Source organism: Sphingomonas asaccharolytica NBRC 15499 (genome assembly GCF_001598355.1).
Lineage (GTDB): Bacteria > Pseudomonadota > Alphaproteobacteria > Sphingomonadales > Sphingomonadaceae > Sphingomonas > Sphingomonas asaccharolytica.
The window spans coordinates 1-25,531 of the sequence record NZ_BCYU01000004.1 but is presented as its reverse complement, the minus strand read 5'-3'; the positions used below and the strand labels follow the sequence as shown (position 1 = coordinate 25,531).

At 64.4% G+C, this 25,531-nt stretch carries 26 protein-coding genes; 8 read left to right on the top strand and 18 right to left on the bottom strand.

Annotated elements, in window-relative coordinates:
- Positions 1–6: 6 nt before the first annotated feature.
- Together kynA and kynU are read right to left on the bottom strand one after the other, a co-directional pair.
- Positions 7–846 carry a tryptophan 2,3-dioxygenase gene (gene kynA / locus SAS01S_RS01815; protein WP_066803890.1) on the bottom strand — a complete coding sequence of 280 codons (840 nt, stop codon included), beginning with the start codon at positions 844–846 and terminating at the stop codon, positions 7–9.
- Positions 843–2,036 carry a kynureninase gene (gene kynU, locus SAS01S_RS01810; protein ID WP_066803887.1) on the bottom strand — a complete coding sequence of 398 codons (1,194 nt, stop codon included), beginning with the start codon at positions 2,034–2,036 and terminating at the stop codon, positions 843–845. The genes kynA and kynU overlap by 4 nt, the downstream gene beginning before the upstream one ends.
- A 157-nt stretch (positions 2,037–2,193) precedes the next feature.
- On the opposite strand from kynU, the gene SAS01S_RS01805 reads away from it, so the two are divergent.
- Positions 2,194–2,538: a contact-dependent growth inhibition system immunity protein gene (locus SAS01S_RS01805; protein ID WP_066803885.1), complete on the top strand. Its 345-nt coding sequence runs from the start codon at positions 2,194–2,196 to the stop codon at positions 2,536–2,538.
- 60 nt (positions 2,539–2,598) lie between these two features.
- Positions 2,599–3,297: an NAD-dependent deacylase gene (locus SAS01S_RS01800; protein ID WP_066803883.1), complete on the top strand. Its 699-nt coding sequence runs from the start codon at positions 2,599–2,601 to the stop codon at positions 3,295–3,297.
- Between the two features lie 167 nt (positions 3,298–3,464).
- On the opposite strand, the gene era is transcribed toward SAS01S_RS01800, so the two are convergent.
- Genes era through lepB form a run of 3 tightly spaced genes read right to left on the bottom strand, consistent with a single transcriptional unit; the run spans position 3,465 to position 5,946 of the window.
- Entirely contained in the window at positions 3,465–4,358 is an 894-nt protein-coding gene (gene era / locus SAS01S_RS01795) for a GTPase Era (RefSeq protein ID WP_066803880.1), read from the bottom strand.
- Complete coding sequence (gene rnc / locus SAS01S_RS01790; protein WP_084238388.1) at positions 4,355–5,119, bottom strand: ribonuclease III; 765 nt, start codon at positions 5,117–5,119, stop codon at positions 4,355–4,357. Before rnc ends, era begins: the two co-directional genes overlap by 4 nt.
- On the bottom strand, positions 5,056–5,946 hold the full coding sequence (lepB, locus tag SAS01S_RS01785; protein WP_066804060.1) for a signal peptidase I: 891 nt from the start codon (positions 5,944–5,946) through the stop codon (positions 5,056–5,058). Before lepB ends, rnc begins: the two co-directional genes overlap by 64 nt.
- A 109-nt stretch (positions 5,947–6,055) precedes the next feature.
- Here lepB and pgi point away from each other — a divergent pair, with 109 nt between their 5' ends.
- Positions 6,056–7,546, top strand: coding sequence for a glucose-6-phosphate isomerase (gene pgi, locus SAS01S_RS01780; protein WP_066803876.1), 1,491 nt, complete (start codon positions 6,056–6,058; stop codon positions 7,544–7,546).
- An 88-nt stretch (positions 7,547–7,634) separates the two neighbouring features.
- The gene (gene gorA, locus SAS01S_RS01775; RefSeq protein ID WP_066803873.1) at positions 7,635–8,984 is read left to right on the top strand and encodes a glutathione-disulfide reductase; all 1,350 of its coding nucleotides are present in this window, start codon (positions 7,635–7,637) and stop codon (positions 8,982–8,984) included.
- Between the two features lie 157 nt (positions 8,985–9,141).
- Here gorA and SAS01S_RS01770 read toward each other — a convergent pair whose 3' ends face one another.
- Complete coding sequence (locus SAS01S_RS01770; protein ID WP_066803872.1) at positions 9,142–9,972, bottom strand: TauD/TfdA dioxygenase family protein; 831 nt, start codon at positions 9,970–9,972, stop codon at positions 9,142–9,144.
- A gap of 72 nt (positions 9,973–10,044) precedes the next feature.
- Between SAS01S_RS01770 and SAS01S_RS01765 the strand changes: the two genes are divergently transcribed.
- Positions 10,045–10,701 (top strand): Crp/Fnr family transcriptional regulator, encoded by a 657-nt coding sequence (locus SAS01S_RS01765; RefSeq protein WP_066803869.1) that lies wholly within the window; start codon positions 10,045–10,047, stop codon positions 10,699–10,701.
- On the opposite strand, the gene SAS01S_RS01760 is transcribed toward SAS01S_RS01765, so the two are convergent.
- A complete protein-coding gene (locus SAS01S_RS01760; protein WP_066803866.1) occupies positions 10,698–11,354 on the bottom strand; it encodes an ArsR/SmtB family transcription factor in 657 nt (218 codons plus the stop codon). The two genes, SAS01S_RS01765 and SAS01S_RS01760, sit on opposite strands and share 4 nt — an antisense overlap.
- 71 nt (positions 11,355–11,425) lie before the next feature.
- Here SAS01S_RS01760 and SAS01S_RS01755 point away from each other — a divergent pair, with 71 nt between their 5' ends.
- The 3 genes from SAS01S_RS01755 to SAS01S_RS01745 all read left to right on the top strand — a co-directional run bounded on the left by SAS01S_RS01755 (position 11,426) and on the right by SAS01S_RS01745 (position 13,661).
- A complete protein-coding gene (locus SAS01S_RS01755) occupies positions 11,426–11,731 on the top strand; it encodes an NIPSNAP family protein (RefSeq protein WP_066803864.1) in 306 nt (101 codons plus the stop codon).
- Entirely contained in the window at positions 11,728–12,075 is a 348-nt protein-coding gene (locus tag SAS01S_RS01750; RefSeq protein ID WP_066803861.1) for an antibiotic biosynthesis monooxygenase family protein, read from the top strand. The genes SAS01S_RS01755 and SAS01S_RS01750 overlap by 4 nt, the downstream gene beginning before the upstream one ends.
- A 134-nt stretch (positions 12,076–12,209) precedes the next feature.
- On the top strand, positions 12,210–13,661 hold the full coding sequence (locus SAS01S_RS01745; RefSeq protein WP_218016230.1) for a GH1 family beta-glucosidase: 1,452 nt from the start codon (positions 12,210–12,212) through the stop codon (positions 13,659–13,661).
- 575 nt (positions 13,662–14,236) lie between these two features.
- Here SAS01S_RS01745 and SAS01S_RS01740 read toward each other — a convergent pair.
- The 11 genes from SAS01S_RS01740 to SAS01S_RS01695 all read right to left on the bottom strand — a co-directional run bounded on the left by SAS01S_RS01740 (position 14,237) and on the right by SAS01S_RS01695 (position 25,486).
- Complete coding sequence (locus SAS01S_RS01740; RefSeq protein WP_157082619.1) at positions 14,237–16,954, bottom strand: RHS repeat-associated core domain-containing protein; 2,718 nt, start codon at positions 16,952–16,954, stop codon at positions 14,237–14,239.
- Positions 16,951–18,627: a hypothetical protein gene (locus SAS01S_RS01735; RefSeq protein ID WP_157082618.1), complete on the bottom strand. Its 1,677-nt coding sequence runs from the start codon at positions 18,625–18,627 to the stop codon at positions 16,951–16,953. Before SAS01S_RS01735 ends, SAS01S_RS01740 begins: the two co-directional genes overlap by 4 nt.
- A gap of 106 nt (positions 18,628–18,733) precedes the next feature.
- Positions 18,734–18,991 (bottom strand): hypothetical protein, encoded by a 258-nt coding sequence (locus tag SAS01S_RS22340; RefSeq protein WP_245656712.1) that lies wholly within the window; start codon positions 18,989–18,991, stop codon positions 18,734–18,736.
- A gap of 117 nt (positions 18,992–19,108) precedes the next feature.
- Positions 19,109–19,861 (bottom strand): sigma-70 family RNA polymerase sigma factor, encoded by a 753-nt coding sequence (locus SAS01S_RS01730; RefSeq protein WP_157082617.1) that lies wholly within the window; start codon positions 19,859–19,861, stop codon positions 19,109–19,111.
- Complete coding sequence (flhA, locus tag SAS01S_RS01725; protein WP_281179303.1) at positions 19,858–21,933, bottom strand: flagellar biosynthesis protein FlhA; 2,076 nt, start codon at positions 21,931–21,933, stop codon at positions 19,858–19,860. The genes SAS01S_RS01730 and flhA overlap by 4 nt, the downstream gene beginning before the upstream one ends.
- A 3-nt stretch (positions 21,934–21,936) precedes the next feature.
- Positions 21,937–22,908 (bottom strand): hypothetical protein, encoded by a 972-nt coding sequence (locus SAS01S_RS01720; protein ID WP_066803849.1) that lies wholly within the window; start codon positions 22,906–22,908, stop codon positions 21,937–21,939.
- Between the two features lie 192 nt (positions 22,909–23,100).
- A complete protein-coding gene (locus SAS01S_RS01715; protein ID WP_066803847.1) occupies positions 23,101–23,418 on the bottom strand; it encodes a hypothetical protein in 318 nt (105 codons plus the stop codon).
- Positions 23,405–23,701, bottom strand: coding sequence for a flagellar biosynthesis anti-sigma factor FlgM (gene flgM / locus SAS01S_RS01710; protein ID WP_066803844.1), 297 nt, complete (start codon positions 23,699–23,701; stop codon positions 23,405–23,407). Before flgM ends, SAS01S_RS01715 begins: the two co-directional genes overlap by 14 nt.
- Positions 23,702–23,763: 62 nt before the next feature.
- The gene (locus SAS01S_RS01705; RefSeq protein ID WP_066803841.1) at positions 23,764–24,291 is read right to left on the bottom strand and encodes a flagella basal body P-ring formation protein FlgA; all 528 of its coding nucleotides are present in this window, start codon (positions 24,289–24,291) and stop codon (positions 23,764–23,766) included.
- Positions 24,288–24,818 (bottom strand): OmpA family protein, encoded by a 531-nt coding sequence (locus SAS01S_RS01700; protein ID WP_066803838.1) that lies wholly within the window; start codon positions 24,816–24,818, stop codon positions 24,288–24,290. The genes SAS01S_RS01705 and SAS01S_RS01700 overlap by 4 nt, the downstream gene beginning before the upstream one ends.
- Entirely contained in the window at positions 24,815–25,486 is a 672-nt protein-coding gene (locus tag SAS01S_RS01695; protein WP_174544930.1) for a motility protein A, read from the bottom strand. Before SAS01S_RS01695 ends, SAS01S_RS01700 begins: the two co-directional genes overlap by 4 nt.
- Positions 25,487–25,531 lie beyond the last annotated feature (45 nt).

Below are 25,531 nucleotides of genomic sequence, written 5' to 3'. Positions count from 1 at the left end.
GAGCGGCTAAAGCTCGGTCCGCACGTGCCATAATTCGGGGAACAGCTCGACCTCGAGCATCCGGCGCAGATAGGCGACGCCCAGCGTCCCGCCGGTGCCACGCTTGAGGCCGATCACGCGCTCGACCGTGGTGACGTGGTTGAACCGCCAGCGGCGGAAATAATCCTCCAGGTCGACCAGTTTCTCGGCGAGTTCGTAAAGCGACCAATGCCTGTCGGGATCGCGATAGATTTCGGCCCAGACGGCGCGCAGCTTATCGCTTTCGCTGCGCTGCTCGCCGAGATCGGAGCGCTCCGACCCTACGTCGAAGCCTGAGCGCGCGAGCAGACGGATCGCCTCGTCATACAGGCTCGGCCGCGCCAGGATGCCTTCCAGCTCTGCCATGACCTCGGCACGATGCGCGTGCGGCTTGAGCATGGCGGCGTTGCGATTGCCGCAGAGGAATTCGATCGCGCGGTACTGGTGCGACTGAAACCCCGACGACTGGCCGAGATCGCCGCGGAATTCGGTATATTCGCTCGGCGTCAGGGTGCGCAGCACGTCCCAGGCGTTATTGAGCTGCTCGAGGATGCGCGACACGCGCGCGAGCATCTTGAAGGCATGCGGCAGCTGGTCGTTGGCGATCGCGTCGCACGCCGATTCGAGCTCGTGCACCGCGAGCTTCATCCACAGCTCCGACGTCTGGTGCTGGATGATGAACAGCATTTCGTCATGCGCCGCCGAGCGCGGCTGCTGCGCGCCGAGGATCAGGTCGAGGCGCAGATAGTCGCCATAGGCCATCTTGTCGGCGAAGTCGGTTTCTGGCCCGCCGGCGTCGCCGGCATCTGATCGGTGGTCGTCGGTCATGTCACTTTGGACCGCGTGGCATAGGCGGGATCGTCCCACAAGCGCTCGGTCATCACGCGTTCGAGCACTTTCGCCGCGGCCATGACGTCCTCCTCCGACAGATAGAGCGGGGTGAAGCCGAAGCGGATCAGATCGGGCGCGCGGAAATCGCCGATCACCTCGTTGGCGATCAGCGCCTGCATGATCGCGTAGCCTTGCGGGTGGCGGAAAGAGACCTGGCTGCCGCGCGCCTGCGTAACGCGCGGCGAGGCGAGCGTCAGGTCGGGGCAGCGCGCCTCGACCTCGGCGATGAAGCGCTCGCTCAACGCAATTGAGGCGGCACGAACATCGGCCATATCGACCCCGTCCCAGGCATCGAGCGCGGCGTCGAGCACCGCGAGCGCCAACACCGGCGGGGTACCGACGCGCATCCGCTCGACGCTGGCATGGGGGCGGTAATCCAAGTCGAAGGCGAACGGTGCCTCATGCCCCATCCAGCCCGACAGGATCGGCCGCGCGCTGTCGGCGAAGCGGGGTGCCACATAGATGAAGGCAGGCGCGCCGGGGCCGCCGTTGAGATATTTATAGGTGCAGCCGACCGCGAAATCGGCGTCGGCCGCCGCCAGGTCGACCGGCACCGCGCCCGCCGAATGCGCGAGATCCCACACCGTCACCGCGCCCGCCGCATGAGCCTTGGCGGTCAGCGCCGTCATGTCGTGGCGCCGCCCGGTGCGATAATCGACCTCGGTGATCAGCATCACCGCGACGCTTTCATCGATCGCACCTTCCACCTCCTCGGGCGCGACCAGCCGCAATTCGAGCCCGCCGCCGAGCGCCTGGATCAGCCCGCCGGCGATATAGAGGTCGGACGGGAAGTTGCCGGTATCCGACAGCACCACCTTGCGCTCGGGACGTAGCGCGAGCGCGGCGGCGAGCGCCTGGAACACCTTGACCGACAAGGTGTCGCCGGTTGCGACACTCCCCTCGGCCGCGCCGATCAGCCGTCCGATGCGATCGCCGACGCGGCGCGGCAGCTCGATCCAGTCGGCCGTGTTCCACGCCTTGATCAGCTCATTGCCCCATTCGCGCGTCATGACCTCGCGCACCCGCGCTTCCGCAGCGACCGGCAATGGCCCGAGCGAATTGCCGTCGAGATAGAGCACGCCCTCGGGCAGATGGAACAGTCGTCGGGTCGCGGCGAAATCGGTCATCGGGCCGTGTCACGCCGAAATCGCTGCTTTGTAAAGGGCCTGTCGTGGAGTCGGCCCGGGCCGCCATAGGCGAGGGCCAACGCCTAGTTGGATGAATGACCGACGAGTTTGCTATCGATCAGGTTGCGGACATGGGCGACAGGTGAGACCATGCCGCATGAGCAGAGCGACACTGGAGCGACGACGCATCGCGGAGGAGCGGTGGCCAAACCTCGCGAATCTCTTGGGCAGCTATTTCTCCCAAGACTTTGAGAGCATCGACGGCTCGCTGACCGAAGCGATAGATGCAGCGGCCCTCGATGGCACTCCAGAGCATCGCCGAGTGATCCTAGAAGAATGGCGCGATTGGAACCTCTCTGAGGGCATCGTCGACGACATCCGTTCCCTTCTGGGCGATGGCTTTGGCGTCGAGGTGCATTTTGAGACGCCGCGTGAAGCGCGAATCTTCATGAACCGGATTTATGATAGCCTCAAATCGAGTGTTAGCACCCGGACAACGTGACCGGAGCGATGCCCGCTTCCACTAATAGCGGTCAGAGCACCTATCGCTTACCACAGTGGCATGACCGACATCCACAACATCGTCATCCTGACCGGCGCCGGCATTTCCGCCGAGAGCGGCATCGCGACGTTTCGCGGGCCGGGCGGGTTGTGGGAAGGGCATCGCGTCGAGGATGTCTGCACACCGCAGGCGCTGGCGCGCGATCCCGAGCTGGTGCACCGCTTCTACGATCTCAGGCGCGCGGTGCTGGCTGGGGTCGAACCCAATGCGGCGCATCATGCGCTCGCGCGGCTCAATGCCGAGTGGCCGGGCGAGTTGCTGATCGTGACGCAGAATGTCGACGATTTGCATGAACGCGCCGGGGCGAAACGGCTGCTTCATATGCATGGAGAGTTGAAGTCGGCGCTGTGTGCGGCGTGCGAGCACCGGCAGGCATGGGAAGGCGACATGCCGGCGGGCACGATCTGCGCGTCGTGCGGCGCCGCGGCGATGCGGCCAGACATCGTGTTCTTCGGCGAGATGCCCTACGCGATGGACGTGATCGAGAGCGCTATCGCCCGCGCCGATCTGTTCGTGTCGATCGGGACGTCGGGCGCGGTCTATCCCGCCGCAGGGTTCGTGCAGACCGCGAAGTATCACGGGGCGCGGACGCTGGAGCTCAACCTCGATCGGTCGGAGGGGAGCGCGTGGTTCCAGGAGAGCCGGTTGGGGCCGGCAGGGGTGCTGGTGCCGGAATGGGTGGAGACGGTGCTGACCTAGCCACGCCCGTCATCCCAGCGAAAGCTGGGATCTCAGGCCGCATCGCATACCCGCACGAGACCCCAGCTTTCGCTGGGGTGACGGAAGTATGTTGGGGTAACGGGAGGGTACGCTGACGTGACGGAAGAGTAAGCCGGGTGCCGGAAGTACGTCGCACTGACGGTAGGCTAATCCACCCAATCCAGCCCGATATCGCGATAGACCTCGCGATCCTCGTCCCAACCCGGCTTCACCTTGACGTGGAGGTAGAGGTGGACCGGGCGATCGAGCAATTCGTTCAATTGCGCCCGCGCCCGCGCGCCGATCTCTTTGATCCGGCTGCCGCCCTTGCCCAGCACGATCGCGCGTTGCGTCGGGCGTTCGACCAGGATCTGCTGGCGTATCTCAACCGATCCGTCCTCGCGCTCGGTGAATGCCTCGGTCTCGACCGCGCTGGCATAGGGCAGTTCGGCATGGAGCTGGAGGTAGAGCTGCTCGCGCGTCACCTCAGCCGCCATCGCACGCTCGGTCGCGTCGCTGACCTGGTCCTCGGGAAAATGCCACGGCCCCTCGGGCATGTTGTAGGCGAGCGCCTTCTTGAGCTCCGGCAAACCGTCGCCGGTCGAGGCCGAGACGAAGAAGGTCTCGTCGAAATGCGTCGCCGCGTTGATCCGCTCGGCATGGACCAGCAGCCGCGCCTTGTCGGCGATGTCGACCTTGTTGAGGATCAGGAATTTGCGTTCGGGGCGGCCGGCGATGCTCTCGACGATCGGCATCACCTTGGGGCCGAGCCCGCCCTTGGCATCGACAACCAAGGCAGTCACATCGGCGCCCTCGGTCCCGCCCCAGGCCGCCGCGACCATCGCGCGGTCGAACCGGCGCTGCGGCTCGAAGATGCCCGGCGTGTCGACCAGCAGGATCTGCGTCTCACCCTCGATCGCCACCCCGAGCAGCCTCGTCCGCGTGGTCTGCGCCTTGGGGCTGACGATCGCCACCTTCTGCCCGACCAACGCATTGACCAAGGTCGACTTGCCGGCATTGGGCGCGCCGAGCACCGCGACCAGGCCGCAATGCTGCGTCATGGCTGCACCCGCGCGAGCAGCACGCGGGCGGCGGCGGTTTCCGCTTCCTGCTTGCTCGATCCTTCAGCCTCGGCGCTGGCGAACGCGCCCAAACTGACCCGCACGTTGAAGCGTGGCGCGTGCTGCGGGCCCGAGCGCTCGATCACTTCATAGACCGGCGTCTTGCGGTTGTGCGCGGCGGCCCATTCCTGCAGCGCCGATTTGGGGTGTTGCGGCGCACGCGCATCGGCATGGACGCGATCGGCCCAGCGCGCGCGGACGAAATCGCGCGCCGGCTCGAACCCGCCGTCGAGATAGAGAGCGCCGATCAGCGCCTCCATCACATCGCCCAGCACATTGTCGCTGTCGGCGGCGCCATCGTCGCGCGCCTGTTTGCCCAGCCCGAGGAAGGGCCGCACCCCGATCTCGCGCGCGATGTCGGCGCAAACCGGACCGGTGACCAACGCGTTGAGGCGTTTCGACAAGCTGCCCTCGGGCTCATCGGGGAACAGTTCGTACAGCCATTCGGCCATGGCCAGCCCGAGCACGCGGTCACCAAGGAATTCGAGCCGCTCGTAATTCGCGCTCGCCTGGCTGCCGTGCGTCAGCGCGCGCTCGAACCGCGCCAGGTCGCCGGGCGCGCGGCCGAAGGTCGCAGCGATCCAGCCGGCAAGTTCCTTGGTCGTCACCTGGCTATTCCCCGATCGAGGGGCAGTGGTCAAAAGCCCTGTCCCAGCCGGCTCCAGCGCGCCGCCGTGAACCAGGTCCAGGGCAGCAGCCATTGCGCATTGCCGTCGGTCGACCAGAAGGTGACGACGGCCTTACCCTCCAGATTCTCCAGCGGGACCATGCCGATCGCGCCATTCTCCTGCGCGGGGAAGCGGCTGTCGCCCGAATCGTCGCGATTGTCGCCCATCAGGAAGACGTGGCCGGCTGGCACGTTATAAACGTCGGTATCGTCGCGGTCGGGGAATTCGCCGCGGTCGAGCACAGTGTAGCTGACGCCGTTGGGCAGGGTTTCCTTGAACTGCATATAGCGGCAGATCGGCGTGCCCGCGCTGTCGGTCGCCTGGAATTCGGCAGGGCATTCCTTGCCGGCGGGATAATTGGGCGTGAGCGGGATGACGAAGTCGGCGACGCGCACCTTGGGCACCGCGACGCCGTTCAGGATCAACTGGCCGTGGCGCATCTGGATCGTGTCGCCGGGCAGGCCGATGACGCGCTTGATATAATCCTGGTCGTTACCCGGCGGCGCCTTGAACACCACGACGTCACCCGGCGCCGGGTTACGGCCGAGGATGCGCCCCGGGATCAGCGGCACGCTGAACGGCAGCGAGTGCTTGGAAAAGCCGTAATTCCATTTCGAGATGAACAGATAGTCGCCGATATAGAGCCGCGGCAGCATCGATTGCGACGGGATCGAGAAAGGCGAGAACAGGAAGCTGCGGAAGATCACCACGACGACGACCAGCTTGATGATGAAGCTGAACGTGTCCTTCCAATCTTCTTCCTTCTTGGGTTTCTTCGCGGCGGACGCAGGCGTGCCGGCGGGCGCCACAACGGGATCGGGCGCGGCGTCGGAGGGGGTCGCCTGAGGTGTATCGGTCATGGCGCGCGGTTTGCGCATCCGCGTTGCGCGCGTCAAGGAGGGCGTGGTTCCTTGAACGGGACGGCCGGAACGCCCATTGAGGCCCCAGAGTCGAATAAGGAACCCAAACATGGCCGATTGGAGCGAGATCGAGGCGCTGAAGCGCATCCCCCTGACCAAGCTGTTCGCAGACGATCCCGAGCGGCTGGGCAAATATTCGGCCGACGTTTCCGGCATCCATTTCGACTGGTCGAAAACCCATTTGACCGACGAGGCGATCAAGGCGTTCGAGAAGCTGGCCAAGGCGAGCGACCTGGCCGGCAAGCGCGAGGCCCTGTTCACTGGCGAGGTGATCAACGTCACCGAGGGCCGCGCGGTCACCCACACCGCCGAGCGGGGAGAGGGCTCAAAGGACGACGTCGCCAGCGCGCAGGCGCTCCACGCGCGGATGCGCGCGCTGATCGACGCGATCGAGGCCGAGGCGCTGGGGCCAATCCGCAATATCCTGCACGTCGGGATCGGCGGGTCGGCGCTCGGCCCTGATCTGCTGATCGATGCGCTGGGCCGCGACGCCAATCGCTATGAGGTGGCGATCGTCTCCAACGTCGACGGACTGGCGCTGGAGGAAGCGTTCAAGCGGTTCGACCCGAGCGCGACCGTGCTGGCGATCGCGTCGAAGACCTTCACCACCACCGAGACGATGCTCAACGCCGAAAGCGTGATCGAGTGGATGCAGACGGGCGGGGTCGAGGACCCCTATGGCCGCGTCGTCGCGCTGACCGCCGATCCCGACAAGGCGATCGAATGGGGTGTCGACGAAACACGCGTGCTGCCCTTCGCGGACACGGTCGGCGGGCGCTATTCGCTCTGGTCGTCGATCGGTTTTCCGGCGGCGATGGCGCTCGGTTGGGACGCCTTCTCCGAACTGCTCGAGGGCGCTGCCGAGATGGACCGGCATTTCCGGCTGTCGGCGCTGCACGAGAATGTCCCCGCGCTCGCCGCCTTTGCCGACCTGCTCTACACCCAGGCGTTCGGCTGCGAGACGCGCGGCGTCTTCTGTTACGACGAGCGGCTGCGGCTGCTCCCGTCCTATCTCCAGCAGCTCGAGATGGAATCGAACGGCAAGGGTGCGACGATCGAGGGCAAGCCTGTCGGCCGTCCGACCGCGCCGATCACCTGGGGCGGAGTCGGCACCGACCAGCAGCATGCGGTGTTCCAGTTGCTCCACCAGGGCACGCACCTCGTCCCGCTCGAATTCATCGGGGTGATCGAGCAGGCCGATACGCTGAGCGAGGATCACCACAAGACCTTGCTCAACAGCATGTTCGCGCAAGGCGCCGCGCTGATGAAGGGGCGCGAGAATCCCGACGACCTGGCCCGCGCCTATCCGGGCGACCGGCCATCGACCACCTTGCTGCTCGAAGAACTCGATGCGCGCACATTGGGCGCGCTGATCGCTTATCACGAGCATCGCGTGTTCGTGTCGGGCGTGCTGCTCGGGATCAATTCGTTCGATCAGTTCGGGGTGGAGCTGGGCAAGGAAATGGCCAAGGCGGCGGCCAAGGGCGGCGGCGATTTCGACGCCTCCACCCAGGATCTGATCAAGCGGGCATTTGGGTAACGATCCGTCATCCCGCGAAAGCGGGGATCTCAGGCGGGGAAATACGGCACGAGACCCCAGCGTTCGCTGGGTGACGAAGGAAGAGTGAATGGCTGACTACGACTACGACCTGTTCGTCATCGGCATCGGATCGGGCGGCACGCGCGCGGCGCGCGTCGCGGCCGCGCATGGCGCGCGGGTTGCGGCGGCGGAGGAATATCGCGTCGGCGGCACCTGCGTGATCCGCGGCTGCGTGCCCAAGAAGCTGCTCGTCTACGGCGCGCATTTCGCCGAGGATCTGGCAGACGCACGGCGCTTCGGCTGGGACGTGCCTGCCGACTGCAAGTTCGACTGGAAGACGCTGACCGGCAACGTGTTCGAGGAAGTCGACCGGATCAGCAAAGCGTACAACACCACGCTCGACAGCCATAAGGTCGAGGTCATCAACGAGCGCGCCGAGCTGACCGGTCCCAATAATATCCGGCTGGCATCCGGACGCGAGGTTACCTCCAAATACATATTGATCGCGACCGGCGCGCGGCCGCACATCCCGACCTGTCCCGGTCACGAATACGGCATCACCTCCAACGAGGCGTTCCATCTGGAGAGCGTGCCCAAGCGCATCCTGATCGCCGGCGCGGGCTATATCGCCAACGAATTCGCCGGCATTTTCAACGAATTCGGCGCCAAGGTGACGTTGATCAACCGCAGCGACCAGATTCTGCGCGGCTATGACGAACAGATCCGCGATCGCCTGCTCCAGATCAGTATGATGAAGGGCCTGGATTTCCGCTTCAACGCCAAGTTCGAGGGGATCGAGAAGCAGGCCGACGGGTCGCTCAAGGTCTCGATGTCGAACCACGCGCCGATCGAGGTCGATTGCGTGATGTTCGCGACCGGCCGCGTGCCCAATACGGAGAATTTGGGGCTCGACGCGGCGGGAGTCGAGCTCAACGAAAAGGGCGCGATCCGGGTCGACGAGGACAATCGCTCGAGCGTCCCGAGCATCTATGCGGTCGGCGACGTCACCGACCGCATCCAGCTGACCCCGGTCGCGATCCGCGAAGGCCAGGCGTTCGCCGATACGATCTTCGGCAACAAGCCGACCCGGGTCGACTATGATTGCGTCCCCGCCGCGGTGTTCAGCCATCCGCAGATGGCCGGCGTCGGGCTAACAGAGAGCCAGGCCAAGATAAAATTCGGCTCGGTCAAAGTCTATGTCAGCGACTTTCGCCCGATGAAGAACGTCCTGGCGGGCCGCAACGAGCGCGCGCTCTACAAGATGATCTGCGACGGCGAGACCAACAAGATCCTCGGCATCCACATGATCGGACCCGAGGCCGCCGAGATCCTGCAGGCGGCAGCGGTCGCGGTGAAGGCGGGGCTGACCAAGGATGCGTTCGATCAGACCGTGGCGCTGCATCCGACGATGGCGGAGGAACTGGTGCTGATGAAGTAGCGGAAAACTCCTCTCCCTGTGGGAGAGGAAGGGGCCCGCTTGGCGCAGCCGAGTGGGAAGGTGAGGGCAGGACGGGGCGCCGAATGCTGCCCTCGCCCTTCCGCGCCTTCGGCGCTCCCTCCTTCTCCCAAGGGAGAGGGAATTTGGCCGCGTCCTCTTAGTTCAACGCCACCCCCGAAATCGTGATCCGGTGCATCACCCGTCGGTGCCCCTGATAATCGTTCATCGCGCAATGCCAGGTCGAGCGATTGTCCCAGATCGCGAGCGAGCCCGGTGCCCATTGCAGGCGGCACTGGAATTCCGGCCGCATCGCGACCGAATAGAGATACGCCAGCAGCGGCATGCTCTCCTCGCGCGTCCAGCCTTCGAAATGGAGCGTGAAGGCGGGATTGACGTAGAGGATCTTGCGGCCCGTCACAGGGTGGCGGATCACCACCGGATGGACCGCATTGGCGCGGATCTCATGCCCTTTGAGGTCGGCGGCCTGATCGGTCTTCGCGTAGATGCCGTCATGGCCGTAGATGTGGTCGGCCGAATGCACCGCGCGCAGCCCCTCGAGCGTCACCTTCAATCCGTCCGATAGCGAATCGTAGGCAGCACCCAGGCTGGAAAACAGCGTGTCGCCGCCAGTTGGCGGCGTTTCGCGGGCGAGCAGGATCGAGCCCATCGCCGGGACCTGATCGTAACTATGATCGGTATGCCAGCCGCCGCCGATATTGGTGGTCTGGGTTTCCGCCTTGCGCACTTCGGCGATCTCGGGATGGCCGCCGTTCGCCGGGAAGTAGTTGTTGATGTCGATCGTGCCCCAGCGGCGCGCGAAGGCGATGTGATCCTCGGGGCTGAGCTCTTGGTCGCGCACGAACAGCACGCCGCGTTCGGCGACCGCGGCCTTGAGCGCGTCGATGCCGCTGTCGTCGAGATTGCGCAGGTCGATGCCACTGGCTTCGGCGCCGCAATGAGCGGTGATCGGGCGAATCTGGATGGTCATGATTCCTCTCCTTTGCCGATTTAAATACAGCGCGGCTTGCGACACGATTGCTACGATCGTAACAATCGAACGATGGAATTGCTTGAAGTCCTGCGCCGCGGCCGCTGGTTTGCCGCGCTCGATCGCGCGCTCGCCGCCGAGCTGATCGCGGCGGGCCGGGTCGCCGCACTCGACGCCGGGCAATGGATCTATTCGGAAGGCGACGAGGAGCCGGGCCTGTGCCTGGTGGTCGACGGCGTGCTGCGGCTGGAGGCTAGCGTCGGTCCCGATCGCGACGTGCTGGTCGGGCTGGCAGGGCCGGGCCAGGCGATCGGCCAGTCTCGGCGGTTCGGCGGCGGGCGGCGGATCGTGACCGCGCGCGCCCAGCGCGCCGCGCGCGTGCTGCTGGTGCCCGACGCCGCCTTGCCGGGAATCGCCGCGCGCCAGCCCAGCGCATGGCCGGCGACAATGGCGTTGCTCTACGACCAGCTCGACGTCGCGGTGCACAATGCCGCGCTCAACCTCTGCCTGTCGCCACGCGAGCGCGTCGCGGCGCGGCTTGCACAATTGGCCGACGACCGTGGCGAAGTGCCCGTGACCCAGACCGATCTCGCCGAGATGTGCGGCCTCAGCCGCAAATCGGCGAGCGGACATATCCTGGCGCTGGCCAAACGCGGCTGGGTCGCGCCGGGCTATCGATCGCTGAGCGTGCTCGACGCGGCAGCGCTGCGGGGCGTTGCCGGGATTTAAAGCCCGAACAACCGGTCGAACGCCGCCGCGCCGCGCTGGCCGAAGTCGATCACCCTGCCCTCGCCGCGCCGCGCCCAGCCTTCGTCGAGCGCTCGGCTCAAGATCTGCGCGCCGAGCGCACCGCCGAGATGATGCCGCCGCTCGCTCCAGTCGAGGCACGTACGGCAGAAGGGCCGCCGCCCGTCCCCGCGCACGAAGCCGCGCTCGGCGAGCCACGCGCGGCCGGCATCGGTCAGGCCGTGGTCGACCATCATCCCCTCGTCCGCGAGTTTCGCCGCGACCGCCACCGCGCGCGCGCCGGCGAGATGGTCGTAGCACACCCGCGCCACCCGCAGCGCCGGGTCGCGCGGCCCCGTGCGCAGTCTGACCGCGCCGGTGCGCTGGGCCAATTCCATCAGCGCCTCGAGTGCGGTGGCCACGTCCGACCCCGACAGCCGCAAATAGCGATGCCTCCCCTGTTTTTCCGCGGCGAGCAGCCCCGCCGTCTCCATCCGCGCAATATGCCCGCTGGCGGTCGGCAAAGTGATGCCCGCGACCTGCGCCAGCTCGCTCACCGTCAGCGCGCGCCCGTCCATCAGCGCGGTCAGCATGTTGGTGCGCGCGGGGTCGCCGATCAGCGCGGCGATTTCGGCGATATAGGGGCCTTCTCTCATGGTTCGATCTGTACCGAACCATCGCCGCGGCCGGAATCGCTAAAGTGCCCAAACACTTTGGGGAAGACCAAATGATCACCTGCTTCATCCGCTACGATATCGAGCCCTGGGGCCGCGACGCGTTCGTCGATTACGCCCGCGCCTGGGGCCAGGCGATCCCCGAGTGCGGCGCCGATCTGATCGGCTATTTCGCCCCGCACGAGGGGTCGGCGACGACGGCTTACGGCGTCTACAACATCGACAGCCTGGCCGAGTACGAAGCGTATCGCGCGCGGCTCAAGGAGCATCCGCTCGGCCGCAAGAACTTCGCCTTCGCGCAAAGCGAGCGCTTCATCCGGTGCGAGGACCGCATCTTCCTGGCGAGGGTCGACCGATGATCGCGGTGATCTTCGAGGTCGAACCCGCCGAGGGACAGCGCGACACCTATCTCGACATCGCCGCACGGCTGAAGCCCGAGCTGCAGGCGATCGACGGGTTCATCTCGGTCGAGCGGTTCGAGAGCCTGACCAATCCCGGCAAGGTCCTGTCGCTGAGCTTCTTCCGCGACGAGGCGGCAGTCGCGGCGTGGCGCAACACCGAGGACCATCGCCGTGCGCAAGCATCGGGCCGCGGCGGGGTATTCGCGGATTATAGGCTGCGCGTGGCGCGGGTGCTGCGCGATTATGGGATGACGGAGCGAGACGAGGCGCCGGAGGATAGTCGGGCAGCGCATCGGAATTAGGATTATGAGTGCAATGCGGTGATCTCACCCGAAAAATATAGCGTTGACTATTGTTTCTTCGCGCTCTTTGATCTCGTTCGCTACCCTGCTTGTGCCGTCGCGGCCGAGACAATGGGAAGGCGGGAGAGGCGAGCATGCGAAGGCGTGAATTCGTACTGGCTGCGGGCGCGACGATTGCGGCGCCTGGGCTGATCGCGGCGTCGAAACCAGGGGCACAACCCGCCATGCCGGCCTTCCCGCCCGATTTTCTGTGGGGGGTGGCAGCCTCCTCCTATCAGATCGAAGGCGCGGTAAACGAGGACGGTCGCGGCACATCGATTTGGGACACGTTCTGCCACCAACCCGGCAATGTCGCGGGTAACGCCAATGGCGACATCGCGTGCGATCACTATCATCGGTATCGCGAGGACGTGGGGCTGATCAGCCAGCTCGGCGCGCGCACCTATCGTTTCTCGATCGCCTGGCCGCGGATCCAGGCGGAGGGCCGCGGCGCGGCCAACCCCAAGGGGCTCGATTTCTATTGGCGGCTGACCGACGAATTGCTCGCCAAGGGCGTCGCGCCGATGCCGACCCTGTTTCACTGGGACTTGCCGCAAAAGCTGCAGGATGCCGGCGGCTGGCAGAACCGCGACACCTGCGACCGGTTCGCCGACTATGCGCACATCATGGCGGAGCATCTCGGCGACCGCGTGCCGCGCTGGATCACGCATAACGAGACCTTCATGCACCACGTCCTCGGGCACGTTCTCGGCGTCAACGCGCCGGGACTGAAGCTCGATATGCAGCAATCGTTTCCGGTCGCGCATCACTTGCTGTTATCGCACGGCAAAGCCGTTCAGGCGATCCGCGCGACGGCGAAGCGCAAGGCGCAGATCGGCATCGCCCAGAATTTGGCGATGGTACGGCCGGCCGATCCGGCGCGGGACGAACCGGCGGCGCAGGCAATGACGCTCTATTATTGGGGATTGCACGTCGATCCGCTGCTGCTCGGTCGCTACCCCGAGGAATTGCCGGACGCGCTCACCGCGACGGCGGTGCGGGACGGCGATCTCAAGACGATCGCCCAGCCGCTCGATTTTCTCGGCGTCAATTATTACAATACCAACTTCATGCGCGTCAGTCCGCCGGGCAGCGCCCAGCCGATCGAGGAAGCGCCGCCACCGGCGACATTCGCGCGAACCGCGATGGGCTGGCCAGTCGACCCGCAAGGCATGACCGACATGCTGCTCGGCTTACGCGATCGCTACGGCTCCGCTTTGCCTCCGATCGTCATCATTGAAAACGGTGCGGCCTTCACCGACACCGTAGCGCGGGGAGCCGTGCATGACACCGACCGGATCGCGTTCCTCGACGCCCATATCCGCGCGGTCAGGAAGGCGATGGATGCCGGCATCGATGTGCGCGGGTACCTGGTGTGGTCGATCCTCGACAATTTCGAGTGGGCCGACGGCTATGGACCCCGCTTCGGTCTCGTCCGCGTCGATTACGCCACGCAACGCCGGACGCCGAAGGAGTCCTACCATTGGTATCGCAAGCTGATCGCGGGCCCCGATCGCGCCGCCTCGTCGGACAAGAGCTCAAGTTAGGCTCGTAGTCGCCCTTTTCGAAAAACACCTGCTGCCAGCGATTGCCGCGCAGGGTCACGTGATAGGGATAGCCGGGCAACACGAGGCGAGGAAGACGAGCCACGGCGCAACTCTATGCGCGTTCCGCCCTCCGCGGAGACGAACTGGCTCCCAATTTGGCGCTTTTGGATGGGGTACACCCGTCACCGTAATTCCAATTCCCGAATTCCTGAGTGACAGACAGCATCACAAAGATCAACGGAGATACGTTTTTTTAGTGATGCTTCCCGTTTTATCAACAATGTATGTGATAGTCGGCCCGCACGAGGCCGGCTGTCCCCTAACGGCGCCCTCAGTGCTCGGCTTCCCTAGAAATATCACGCGCATTGATCCGTCGAGATCAGCAATATCTATAGTGTAGCAACTTCGATCGACAATCTTTTCATCATAAAAATCATTTAAAGCACTTCTCAGGGCCGGGCCGAGATTAATTGGGATTTGCATATTTTCGCTTGCATAAACAGGTTCTGTGGCGCTCACTGACAAAAAAGCCGAGAATGCTAGTAAAGGTATACAGCTCTTTGCCATGATAAGCCTCACTTTATTCTGATAGTTGCATTAGTTGCTGGATTGTATTCAAGGACGTTTTTATCCGGCGTTCCTAGGTAACCCCGGTAGTCGGAGTTCCCAAGCAATGCTGCCGCAGCGGCGTCGCTTGTTATACCGCCTCGATCGCCGTAAGCTGGGCTCTGGCTACCCGAGAAATCACCACTATTAAACGTGTCGTTGCCCTTCGTGGTTCTAATCAAGTTACCGCTTGCATCTTTCATCGACCAGTCACCATGGTCGTGCCAGTCGCCTACGTCATCAGATGCCACTGGCGGCAGCGTTACCATAGTGCCAGAACCATTCGGCGCCAATGTCGCGTAATATCTGCCCTTAGAATCCTTTTTGATACGACCGCCAAACTCTCTGTTCGCGCGGATGGACCTGTTAACAGTGCTTCCAACGGCGTCTTTGGCGGCTCCACGTCGTGTTTTAAATTTATCACCAATCGCATTAGCGGTGGGGTTGCGCCCTCCTCCATATCCAGAGTTGCCAATGCCGTTCGCGGAAAGCGCTTCTCCTGAGCCGCTACAAAAAAGAGTGCCAGTGCATCCGTCAGCCAACTCGCCCGATGGATCTTTGCCATCGATCGGATCATTCCCGACATAAGCATAAAGGTTATTCTGATCCTTATACCCGATCGGATCGGTCTGCATGAACCGCCCCAGCGTCGGCGAGTACATCCTGGCCTTGTAGTAATTGAGCCCGATCGCGGGCAGCCACACCTGCCCGGTATATTGGAACCGCCCGTAATTGCTGGTCGGCGTAATTCCATATTCGTCGAAAGCGTTGATCCAGTATTTGGCGCCGGTCGCATCCGCCAGCGATACGATCGAACCCTGATAGTCCGGCTCCAGGCTGTAGCGCGTACCATAGCCAGTACCGTTATACTGGATCATCGGATCGTCGTCGCCGGGGCCGTGGACGTACCTGTACGGATTGGCGCCGTTCATCTCCATGACCAGCGAGTCGCCGTCATAGGTCCATTCGAGCATATTGCTCGGCGTCACCACCTGCCACAACCGGCCCAGCGGATCGTAGTTGAGCGTCACCGCCACCCCGCCGACCGTGGCCGTCTTCATCCGGTTTTCGACGTCGTAGGTATAGGTGTTGCTGCCGTCGCCGGTCAGATTGCCGTTGTCGTCATAAGTGAAGCTCGCCGAGCCCGCCGTCGCATATTGGTTGAGCCCGTTGACCGCATAAGGCCGGCTGACGCTGACATAGCCGGTGAACCGATAGGCATCGTTCGACCGCGTCTTGGTGACGATTTGACTGGCCGGGTTGTAGGCGAATGTGCTGGTCACATCGCTGGTCGTGCCCGCCAGATCGTCCGCCCAATTCGTCGGCCGCGATACCGCGTCGTAGCCCAGGGCGGTCGTCACCGCGCCGCGCGTCTGGCTCGCGACCGTTTGTTGCGGGTTGTAGAGGGTCGACACGATCGCGGTCGTGCCGGCTTCCTTGATCGTGGTCAGCCGGTCGAGCCCGTCATAAACGTAGGTGAAGAATGAGCTGTCGGGATAGGTCAGCTGCGACCGGTTGCCATCTGCATCGTAGGTGTAGCCGAGCGTCCGGGCGGTCGTGCCCATGTTGTTGGTCGTGCTGCTGAGCTCACCGAAGCTGTCATAGATGTTGGTGATTCCCTTGCCGCCGGTCGAATAGGTCGCGGTCAGCTGATGGCCCGTCAGGTCGTAAGTGTAATCCACGTCGGCCACCGCCGTGCCGCCCTTATGGGTCACGCGGTTGAGCGCGTCGAACCCATAGCGGATGATATTGCCGTCGCGCTTCATCAGCTTGGCGCGGTTGCCGTTGCGGTCGTAGGCGTATTTCTCGCAATCATCGCCGGCAGTGCGCGTCTCCGAGGGACCGGCCACCGTGTTGCCGAAGCCATCGGTCGCCTCGGCGATCGTGCCGATCGTGCACGCCGCCGAACTGCCCGTCACCGTCTTCGACGGGAACGCCCAGGCGGCCAGCCGGTCGAACCCGTCATAAGTGTAGGTGGTCAGGTTGCCATTGGCATCCTTCAGCGTCTTCTGCTTGCCGTTGTCTGTGTAGGTGTCGGTGACGTAATCCTGTTGGAGTTGCGGCAGGCCGTTGGCCGTCGTCTGGCCATAGGCCTTGATCACCTTCAACACTTGCCCGGCAGCGTCGTAGACGTTCCTGGTGATGCGGTCGGGGCCGTAGGTGCTGCTGGTCGTCGCCAAGGTACAGGCCGAGGCCGGCAATGTCCCCCAGGTGGTCGGGTTCATCCGCTGCGCGGTGCATTCGAGCCGCCCCACGGAGTCATAGCTATATTGGGTGACGCTCGCTTCGATCCAGGCCGAAGTCGAAGCGTCCCAGCCCCAATTTGCCTCGACCGTCTTGCGGTCCATGACATCATAGGTGCTCTCGACCTTCGAGAAGACCGTGAAACCACTCCATGAAACGGGCGCAATCGTCTCGTCCTGCCAGCCTGATAGCTCACCCTTCTCGACCCGGATGATGTTACCCGCTGCGTCGTATGTCGTGCGCGTCGCCGCGAATTTGATTACGCCGGCGCCGTCGGGGTCAGGCGCGATCGTTCCCACTACACGGCGCGCCAAGTCGTAGCGCGTCGCATAGGTGAAGTCGGAGGACGAGGATTGTGCGGTCGCAGGCATCGCGGCAAACGCTGCGATGGTCAGCGCCCCGGCGCGCCATGTTGCGCCGACCCAGTTGATCGCGCGCCTCACGAGCACACCGCCAGACCGGCACGCGGCTTGGTCTCGCTGATCTTGTTACCCATCCAATCATAGCCGAAACAGGTTCGTCGGGTGACTCCGTCTGCGGTCGCCGCCACGCCGCGCAACAACAGATTGTTCGGGCCGGATGCTGGACCGTAATCATATGTGGTGACCACTTCGTCTGAACTGCCGCCCGCGCACGCCCCGCCAACGGTCGCGGTAGTCCGGCAGGTGCGGTCCTCGGCCAACACCCAGACCGGCGTCGCCGCCGGCGAATATCCGCCTCCGCTGTTTTTGATATAGGCGTATTTCTGTGCATAACTGTGCCGCACCACGGCGTTGATCCCTGCGCTGTCCGCCGGCTTAGTTTCGGTCAGTACGCCACCATGGGTGGAATCGTACGTATAGGTCGTCACGGCGCCCCTTGCGTCGGTCACCGTCAAGGGCAGGTTGCAGATGATCGGATTGGTGCAAGAGGTCGGAAAAGTCTTGCTGCTTTGTTCGATATTGGCGAGCCCGCTGCCCGGTTTGGCGACGAACGTCCGCTTGCTCTCGATCAGCGCCGGGTTGTAGCTGAAATTCGTCTGGTTCCCTTCCGGGGACGTGATCGAAAGCGGCACCCCGCTAGCATAGAACGGAGTATATTCCTTGCCGTTTTCGTTCTGGTAATAGCTCGGGTAACCGCTGTGAGAGAACCACATCGAAGAGGTGGCGCCATTGGGTTCCGTCATCGTGCTATATTCTTCGGTGGAGAGATTATCGGGATCGGCCGCCGCTTCGTCGCCGCAACTGCACACGAAATTCCATTCCGCACCGTCAGCTGCCACCTGCTTGGTGACGGTTACCCTCGTCATCCAGGCATTAGGCGAGATGGTGATCGTGTATTTGCAGGTCGTCGTGCCTGGGTCGGTGGGGCAGATCAGATAATTGTCACTGTTGTAAGAATAGTGCGCGACATTGTTCGACACATCGGTCACTGACGTCAGGTTCGAACCGGTATAGCCATAGCTCGTCTTGAGCGTCGCCGAACTGCACGTCGTGGCAGTTGTGACATAGGTTACTGCCAGATTGAAGCCGCATGCCGTCGTGATGCGCGACGAGGAATAATCGAATACCAAGGCATAGCCGCGATTGCTGACAATCGTTTTCGGCAGATTGGATACATAACTGAACGTGAGAATCGTGCCGTCCGGATGGGTGACCGTGGAAATCCGGGCAAAGCCGTTGACGGTAGGGAGAAACCGGTAAACCGTGCCGTCGCGGTCGGTGAAGATCATCGCGCCGGCGACCTCCGTCAGGGTCGTCCCGGAACTGGCGCCATCGGGATAGGGGTTGTGTGCGGCGAAGGCCGAGAATTTGTAGGGCGACCGGCCGATAACGACGTCGGCCGATTCCTGCCCATTATAAAAATTATTCCGCGCCCAGATGTCGAAATTATGCGTCCAGCTATTGCCGAAATAGGCACTGGACATCCCGGCCCCGCTCCCCGGCCTATCGGACCCCAAATACGATCGTTCAAGCGTCAGCGATCCGATCGAAAGGTCGGTCGACGACATGGTGTAGACACCAGTCAACAGTTCAACGCCCGTCGGACTCAACGTCATAAACTTGGGTGGGGTGAGCGGCTGCGCGTGCGCTATCCCACTGGAGAAAATCAGCAATGCTATCGCCAGCGCGAACAAGCTCCGCGCCTTAGCGACAAAGGCCAACCCGATTGATCCAATCTCATAAAACGTCATTGATTTGCCCCCAACTCCCAGCTGATTCACAATTCCTCTCGAATGCAAATCACGGAGTGGGCGTAGGTGTCGGCGTCGGACATGCGGCAGGGGAAGTCGTCGCCACGTCATAGCGCATGCGGTTGCCAGCAGCGTCGAAACATGTTCCGGTTGTGCGGCCGTTGTTGGTCCCACCAGTGATCGTCGAGCCCTTCAATCGGCCCAACCCGTCATAGGAATAAGTCGTAGTCTCTTGCGCCAGCGCGCTGCATGACAAAATGGCGGCGGTCGCGACCGACGTCGCCAGCCAGATCTTTGCACGACTCATGGAATTCTCCCCTGCCCGGATCGGCAGAGAATATTAGAAGCCGGATCTTGGCAATTGGATATCGTGTTCAAATAGGTGGTTATTTGCGCGCAAACTACTTTTGCCCCCGCGCTCCCCTCAAACCGCCTTAGCCAGCACTTTCTTCAACCGCGCATGCGCCGACGCCTTGATCTGGCACACCCGCGCCGCACCGACACCGAGCACATGCCCGATTTCCTCGAGGTTGAGTTCCTCGACATAATATAACTGCACCACCTGTGCCTCGCGCTCGGGCAACGCGGCGATCGCGCCGACCAATGTCTCGCGCAGATCGGCCTCGGCGAGTTGCTCGAACGCGTCGGGCTCGTCGGACATGAACCAAGGACCGTCGTCGGTATAGACTTCATCCAGCGAGTCGAACCGCACCGCTTCCGCGCTCGAATAATCGGCGCGCAGTTTCTCGACGCTGACGCCGAGTTTCTCGGCGATATCGGCCTCGGCGGGCGGCTTGCGGTCGACGGTCAGCGAGGCGACCGTCTCCTGATATTGCTTGCGCCGGCGCATAGCGCCACGAGTCAGGGTCGCCTGGCGGCGGAGCTGATCGATCATCGCGCCGCGCAGGCGCGTGGCGAGATATTGTTCGAACGTCACCTGGCCGCGATCCTCGAAGCCGTGGATCGCCTCGACCAAGGCGACCAGCCCGATCTGGACCAGATCCTCGACCTCGCACACGCCGGAAATACTGCCATGGACGTGCCAGGCGATGCGACGGACGAGCGGCGAATGCTTGCGCACCAAAGCGTCGATATCGGCACCGGTGCGGCCATAGGTCAGCGGCCCCGGGACCGGTTGCGCATTGGCGAACGCGCCCATCATCGGTTCCGCGCTCATGCCGCGAGCGCCTGGGGAGCGCCGATCACGGCGACGACTTCGACTGATTTCTCTTCAGGCACTTCGAAGAAACTCATCACTGGAGTGTCGGGGAGGCAGGTCTTGACCAGCTTGCGGATCGCGAGACGGATCGAGGGCTGGACGACGAGCGCGAACGGCTTGGCTTCGGCGACGAGCGGCGCCGCGGCTTGGGTCAGCGCATCGACGATACGGCGGCCGAGATCGGGTTCGATCGTGTGGCGGCGCGACGGGTCCGAGCGGACCGCCTGGCCGAGTAGCCCTTCGAGCTGCCCCTCCAGGGTCATCACGCGCAATGGCTCGTGCACGCCGCACAATTTCTGGATGATCAGCCCGCCGAGATCGGGACGGATCGCCTCGATAATCTCTTCGGCGTCGACCGTGCGTTGCGCGGCGACCGCGATGGCCGAGGCGATGCGGCGGAATTCCTTGAGGCTGATGCCCTCGGCGAGCAGACCCTTGAGCACTTGCGTTAGCGTGGTCAGCGGCAACGGCGCCGGGGTCAAAGCGGCGACCAGCTGCGGATTGCGCTCCTTCAGACCCTCGAGCAGCTGCTGGACCTCGTCCGCGCCGAGCATGTCGGACGCATTCTGGCTGAGCTGATGGTTGAGGTGCGTCGCGACCACGGTGCCGGCGTCGACCACCAGATAGCCCTGGCCGGTCGCGGCATCGGCGTCGCCCGGCTGGATCCAGGTCGCGTCGAGCCCGAAGGTCGGGTCCTTGGCCTTCTTGCCGCGCAGCTCGCCGACGCCCTGGCCGGTATCGAGCGCGAGCATCTCGTCGGCCGACGCCTGGTCCTCGGCGATGACGACGCCGCCGACGATGATGCGATAGGTGTAAGGCGCGAGGTTGATGTCGTCGCGGACGCGCACTTGCGGCACGACGAAACCGAGGTCCTTGGAGAGCTGGCGGCGGACGCCGGTGATGCGGCCCATCAGCGGCGCGCCGCGGCGCTCGTCGACCAGCGGCACCAGGCCATAGCCGATGTCGAGATGGATCTGCATGCCGTCGCTGACCTCGTCCCAGCCGATCTTCGACAGATCGGGCGCGGGCGCGGCGGGCGCGGGCGGCGGCGGGCGATGGGCGATCTGGCGCAGCTTCCATGCGGCGAACCCAGCGATGCCCGCAGCGGCCAGCAGCACGAGGTGCGGCATGCCCGGCAGCACGCCGAGCAGCCCCAGGATGCCCGCGACCGGGGTCCAGGTACGTGCCGAGCCGAACTGGGTACCGATCTGGCCGGCGAGATCCTGGCTCGAGGTGACGCGAGTGACGATCGCGGCGGCGGCGATCGAGAGCATGAGCGACGGCAGCTGCGCGACCAGCGCGTCGCCGATCGCCAGCAGGATATAGTTATGCGCGGCGGCGCCAACGGTCATGCCGTGGCTGACCGGGCCCAGGATCAGGCCGCCGATGATATTGGCGAACAGGATCAGCAGGCCGGCGACCGCGTCGCCCTTCACGAACTTGGACGAACCGTCCATCGATCCGTAGAAATCGGCCTCGGTCGACACTTCGATGCGGCGCGCCTTGGCTTCATCGGGCGTGATCAGGCCAGCATTGAGATCGGCGTCGATCGCCATCTGCTTGCCCGGCAAGGCGTCGAGGGTGAAGCGCGCCGACACTTCCGACACGCGCCCCGCGCCCTTGGTCACCACGATCAGGTTGATGATCACCAGGATCGAGAAGACGAAGATGCCGACGACGTAATCGCCGCCGATCAGGAACGATCCGAACGCCTCGATGACATGGCCGGCAGCGCTCTCGCCTTCATGGCCATGGACCAATACGACGCGGGTCGAGGCGACGTTGAGGCCGAGGCGGAACAAAGTGGCGAAGAGGAGGACGGTCGGAAAGGCGGAGAAATCGAGCGGCTTCTGCGCGTTCAACGCGACCATCAGCACCGCGAGGCTGATCGCGATGTTGGTGACGAAGAAGATGTCGAGCATGGCGGCCGGGATCGGCACGACCATCAAAACGACGAGCAGCAGGATCGCGCCCGGAAGGGCGGCGTTGCGGGCGTTGCCGGCGAGGAGATTCTTCAGGACAGGCGGCACGCGTTACGCTCCCAGGCTCGCAAGCATCAGATAGGCCAGCCGCGCATTGTCGGGCGTCGGCCGGAGAAGGTTGACTGAACCGGTATTGGCCACCGGCGCGAGCGCGCCGGCCGCCTGACCGGTATTGACACGGGCGAGCGCCGCCTTGGCCCAGTCGGCGGCGGTACGGCCGGTGTCGCCGCTGCCCGGGATCACCTCGGCCCCACCAAGATTGGCGTCGAGCCCGGTCTGCGCGGCGAGCGAGGCGAAATTGGCCCTGGCGGTCTCGAACGCGCTGGTGCCATAGGCCTTGGCGAACGCGGTCGCGCCCGATCCGTCGAGCGCATCGGAGGCCAGGCTGGTTGCGCCGACCTTGGCCGCGCCCTTGTCGAGCTTTGCGGCGAAACGTTGATAGATGTCGCCCAGGCTGCGGGCATTGCCGCCGGCGTCGTAGAAGATCGAGCGATTGGCGCGGGCGGCCGCCGGAAACATCGCCGCGCCCGACGCGCCGGGATTGCTCTGCATCGTCTGCAGGAACGACTTGGCCCCGGCCAGGCCGAGGAAGTGTGCCATGTAGAGGTCGGTGCCGGTGGCGCCGCGACCGAGCGAGCTTTCGAGCGATGCCTGGTTGTCCGAGGCGAACTCGGCGGCCATCGTTGCGGAGACTTCGGGATTGTTGCGCAGGTTGAGGATCGCGCTCTTCATCTGCGGATCGCTCACCACCCAGCGATTGCCCGAGCGAGTGATGGCGTTCGACGCCCAGCCCAGGCCGTTCTCGGCGCCGTGCTGTTTGACGATGCCGAGCCAGGATTGGTCGATGAACTGGTAGAGCCCGGTGGCCGACGAGGTGCCGGCGCGCGCGCCCGGGTTCAGCCCGCTTTCGAGCTGGGCCTGGCCGAGCAGATAGTCGAAATCCATGCCGGTCGAGCGGCTCGCATTCGCGATCGCCGTCCTGACGCGGTCGACATTTCCGGTAAGTGCTACGACGCCGCCCATGGGGTTTGGCTGAATGCTCCCTGTTACGGGGATCACTCAGCAAGCAGCGTGCCAGTTTTGGTTAATGGGGGAGTCTTTTGCTCGGCTCACGCCGAGGAAACGGCTCCGGCCCGCTCCCCCACCCGGCCTCCCAGTCAGGATATGCTATGGAAGGCCGGGTGGGGAAGCGGGCCGGAGCCGCGAAGTCAAATCTTACGCGTACGCAGCAAGATGCCCGTTGGCGCGGTATCCACCGGCAGCGTCACCGGCAAGAATTTGCAGGCGGCGACGGACATTTGCCGCCAGCAGGTTGCAATAGATCCGCGCGGTCTCGTTCAGCCGGTGCGCTTCCTCGGCGAGTTCGCGCACGCCGGGCTCCAGCATGCCGCCATCGATCGCCGCCAGCTCGTTGAGCGCGGCCAGCTTCGCACTGGTCGCTTTATCGAGCGCGTCGACATCGTTGGTCTTCATCGCCGCGATCTCGGCGTGAAGCAGGTCGATCACCTTGATCAGGCCATCACGCCGCGTCATCGATCCATTCCCCCCTTAGCGACAACAGCCGGTCCGCGACCTTCTGTGGGTCGGGCTGGAAGCTGCCATCGGCGATCGCCCGGCGAAACCGGTCGACGCGATCCGCATCCACCGGCGGCTTGGCGGCGAGTTCCTGCGCCAGTTGCCCCACCGGGTGCGACGCCTGCATCTGCTGCTCGGGCGTAGCGATGGCCGACGCGATTTTCGCGGCGGCCGCCGCTCCGAGCACCGGAGCGATACGGGCATTGGGCGTTGAGCCCTTCGGTCCGATCGAGTCCACCATTGTCCACCCTGAAGCGTGTCTGGATCATCGAACGTCCGCCTGCCCAAATTGTTTAGAAAAAATTATTCCGCGCCGGGAATCATTGCTTTGCCCGGCTCGACCGCGACCGCCTGGATCGGCGGCTTGCCGTCCTGGACACGGATCAGCACGCGCGCGCCGGCCGCGGCATCGGTCGTAGCGATCCCGTCGCGCGTCACCGAAAAGGCGCCATCCCCCGCGACCACCGTCACCGGATCGCCGCGCTTGATCACGATCGCCGCCTTGGCCGCGGCAACGGGTGCCGCTGCCGGCGTCGCGGCAGGCGTCGGACGTGCCGGCATCATCACAGGTACGAAGATGCGCCATTGCGGGTCAGTGCAAGTCACCACGACCGAATCGTGGCTATCGGTACGCCAGTTGAGCGAGACCATCGGACAGGTCGCAAGCTTCAGCCGGGCGTCGACCACTGTGCGCGCGCCGCCGGACTCGCCGATCGCATGGCCGGTGAAGCCCGCGACCGCCTTGTCGATCAAAGTCGTGCTCTGGAAATTCTGCGCCGTGGCGGGGCTGGCCGCGAGCATCAGCGCGATGAAGGCTAAAGGTCGAGTCATGGTTGTTTCCTGACGGGATCGCCGGTGAAGCTCATCGTCACCAGCGCGATGCGGCGCCCCGTTCCGGGCGTCGCGATCATGATGCGGTCGGCGGCAACGCCGTGCGCGATCAGCCAGCTGGCGGTGGCGCGGGCGCGGTCGCTGGCCAGAATCTGGGCGCTGCCGGTGGTCGGGTCGCTATCGGCCTGCGTGCCCTCCGCGCTGCCGGCGATGCGCAGCGTCACGCGCGGATCGCGCAGGCTTTCCATCGCAAAGTCGAGCAGTCCGTCAGTGATGACGATCTTGGCCGATCCGGGAGCGAACCCCGCGGCAGCGGAAGCGAGCGGGATCGGATCGGCGGGCGTGGAGATCGCGGCGGTCGTCGCCGGTTTGCCGCCGAACCCTTCGCGCAATCCCTTGGCCAGTGCCTGGCGATCGGTCGCCTGGACCAGGACGAAGAAGCCGACCAGCAACAAGGCGAGATCGGCCAGCGTCCATAGCCAGAGCGGCCGCGCGGGCGGCGGATCGAGGAGATCGGTCTCGTTCATAAAACCGCCGGCGTGAAACTGGTGGGCGCCTTGACGCGCCCTTTTTCGGCGAGCGCGGCAAGCGGCGCGACCAGTCGCGTACGCTCTTCCGCTTCGGCGCGAGCACGGCGGCGCAGGCGCACCGCGATCGGCATCGCGATCAGATTGGCGACCAGCGCCCCATAGAGTGTCGCGAGCAGGGCGACCGCCATTCCCGCGCCTATCGCGGCGGGGTCGGTCATCGCCCAGAACATCTTCACCAGCCCGACCAGGGTACCCACCATGCCCATGGCCGGCGCGACCTCGGCGGCACCTGCCCACATGTCGGCGGCGGCGGCGTGGCGCAGGATTCGCGCGCGGCGACGCTCGTCGAGTTGGCGCGCGATCTCGTCGGGCATCGCGCCGTCGACAATCCCGGCGACCGCCGCGGCGACATCGCGGTCGGCAATCACCGAGCGGTCGAGCGCGTGCATGCCATGGCGGCGCGCGATCCGGCCAAGCGCGGCGATCTGGTCGACCAAAGGCGTCGCGTCGAACGGTTTCCGCGCCAGCGTACCGATCGCGGCAACACCGCGGCCGACATCGCCGAGCGAGGTCCGCAACAAGGTCGCGAACACGGTGCCGCCGGCCACGATGCCGATCGCGACTGGGTCGAGGAAAGCGCCGAGCGTGATGGGATCCGTCGTCATATGCGCGATGTACTGCAAGCATGGTGCCAGTTGACTCGAAGCACC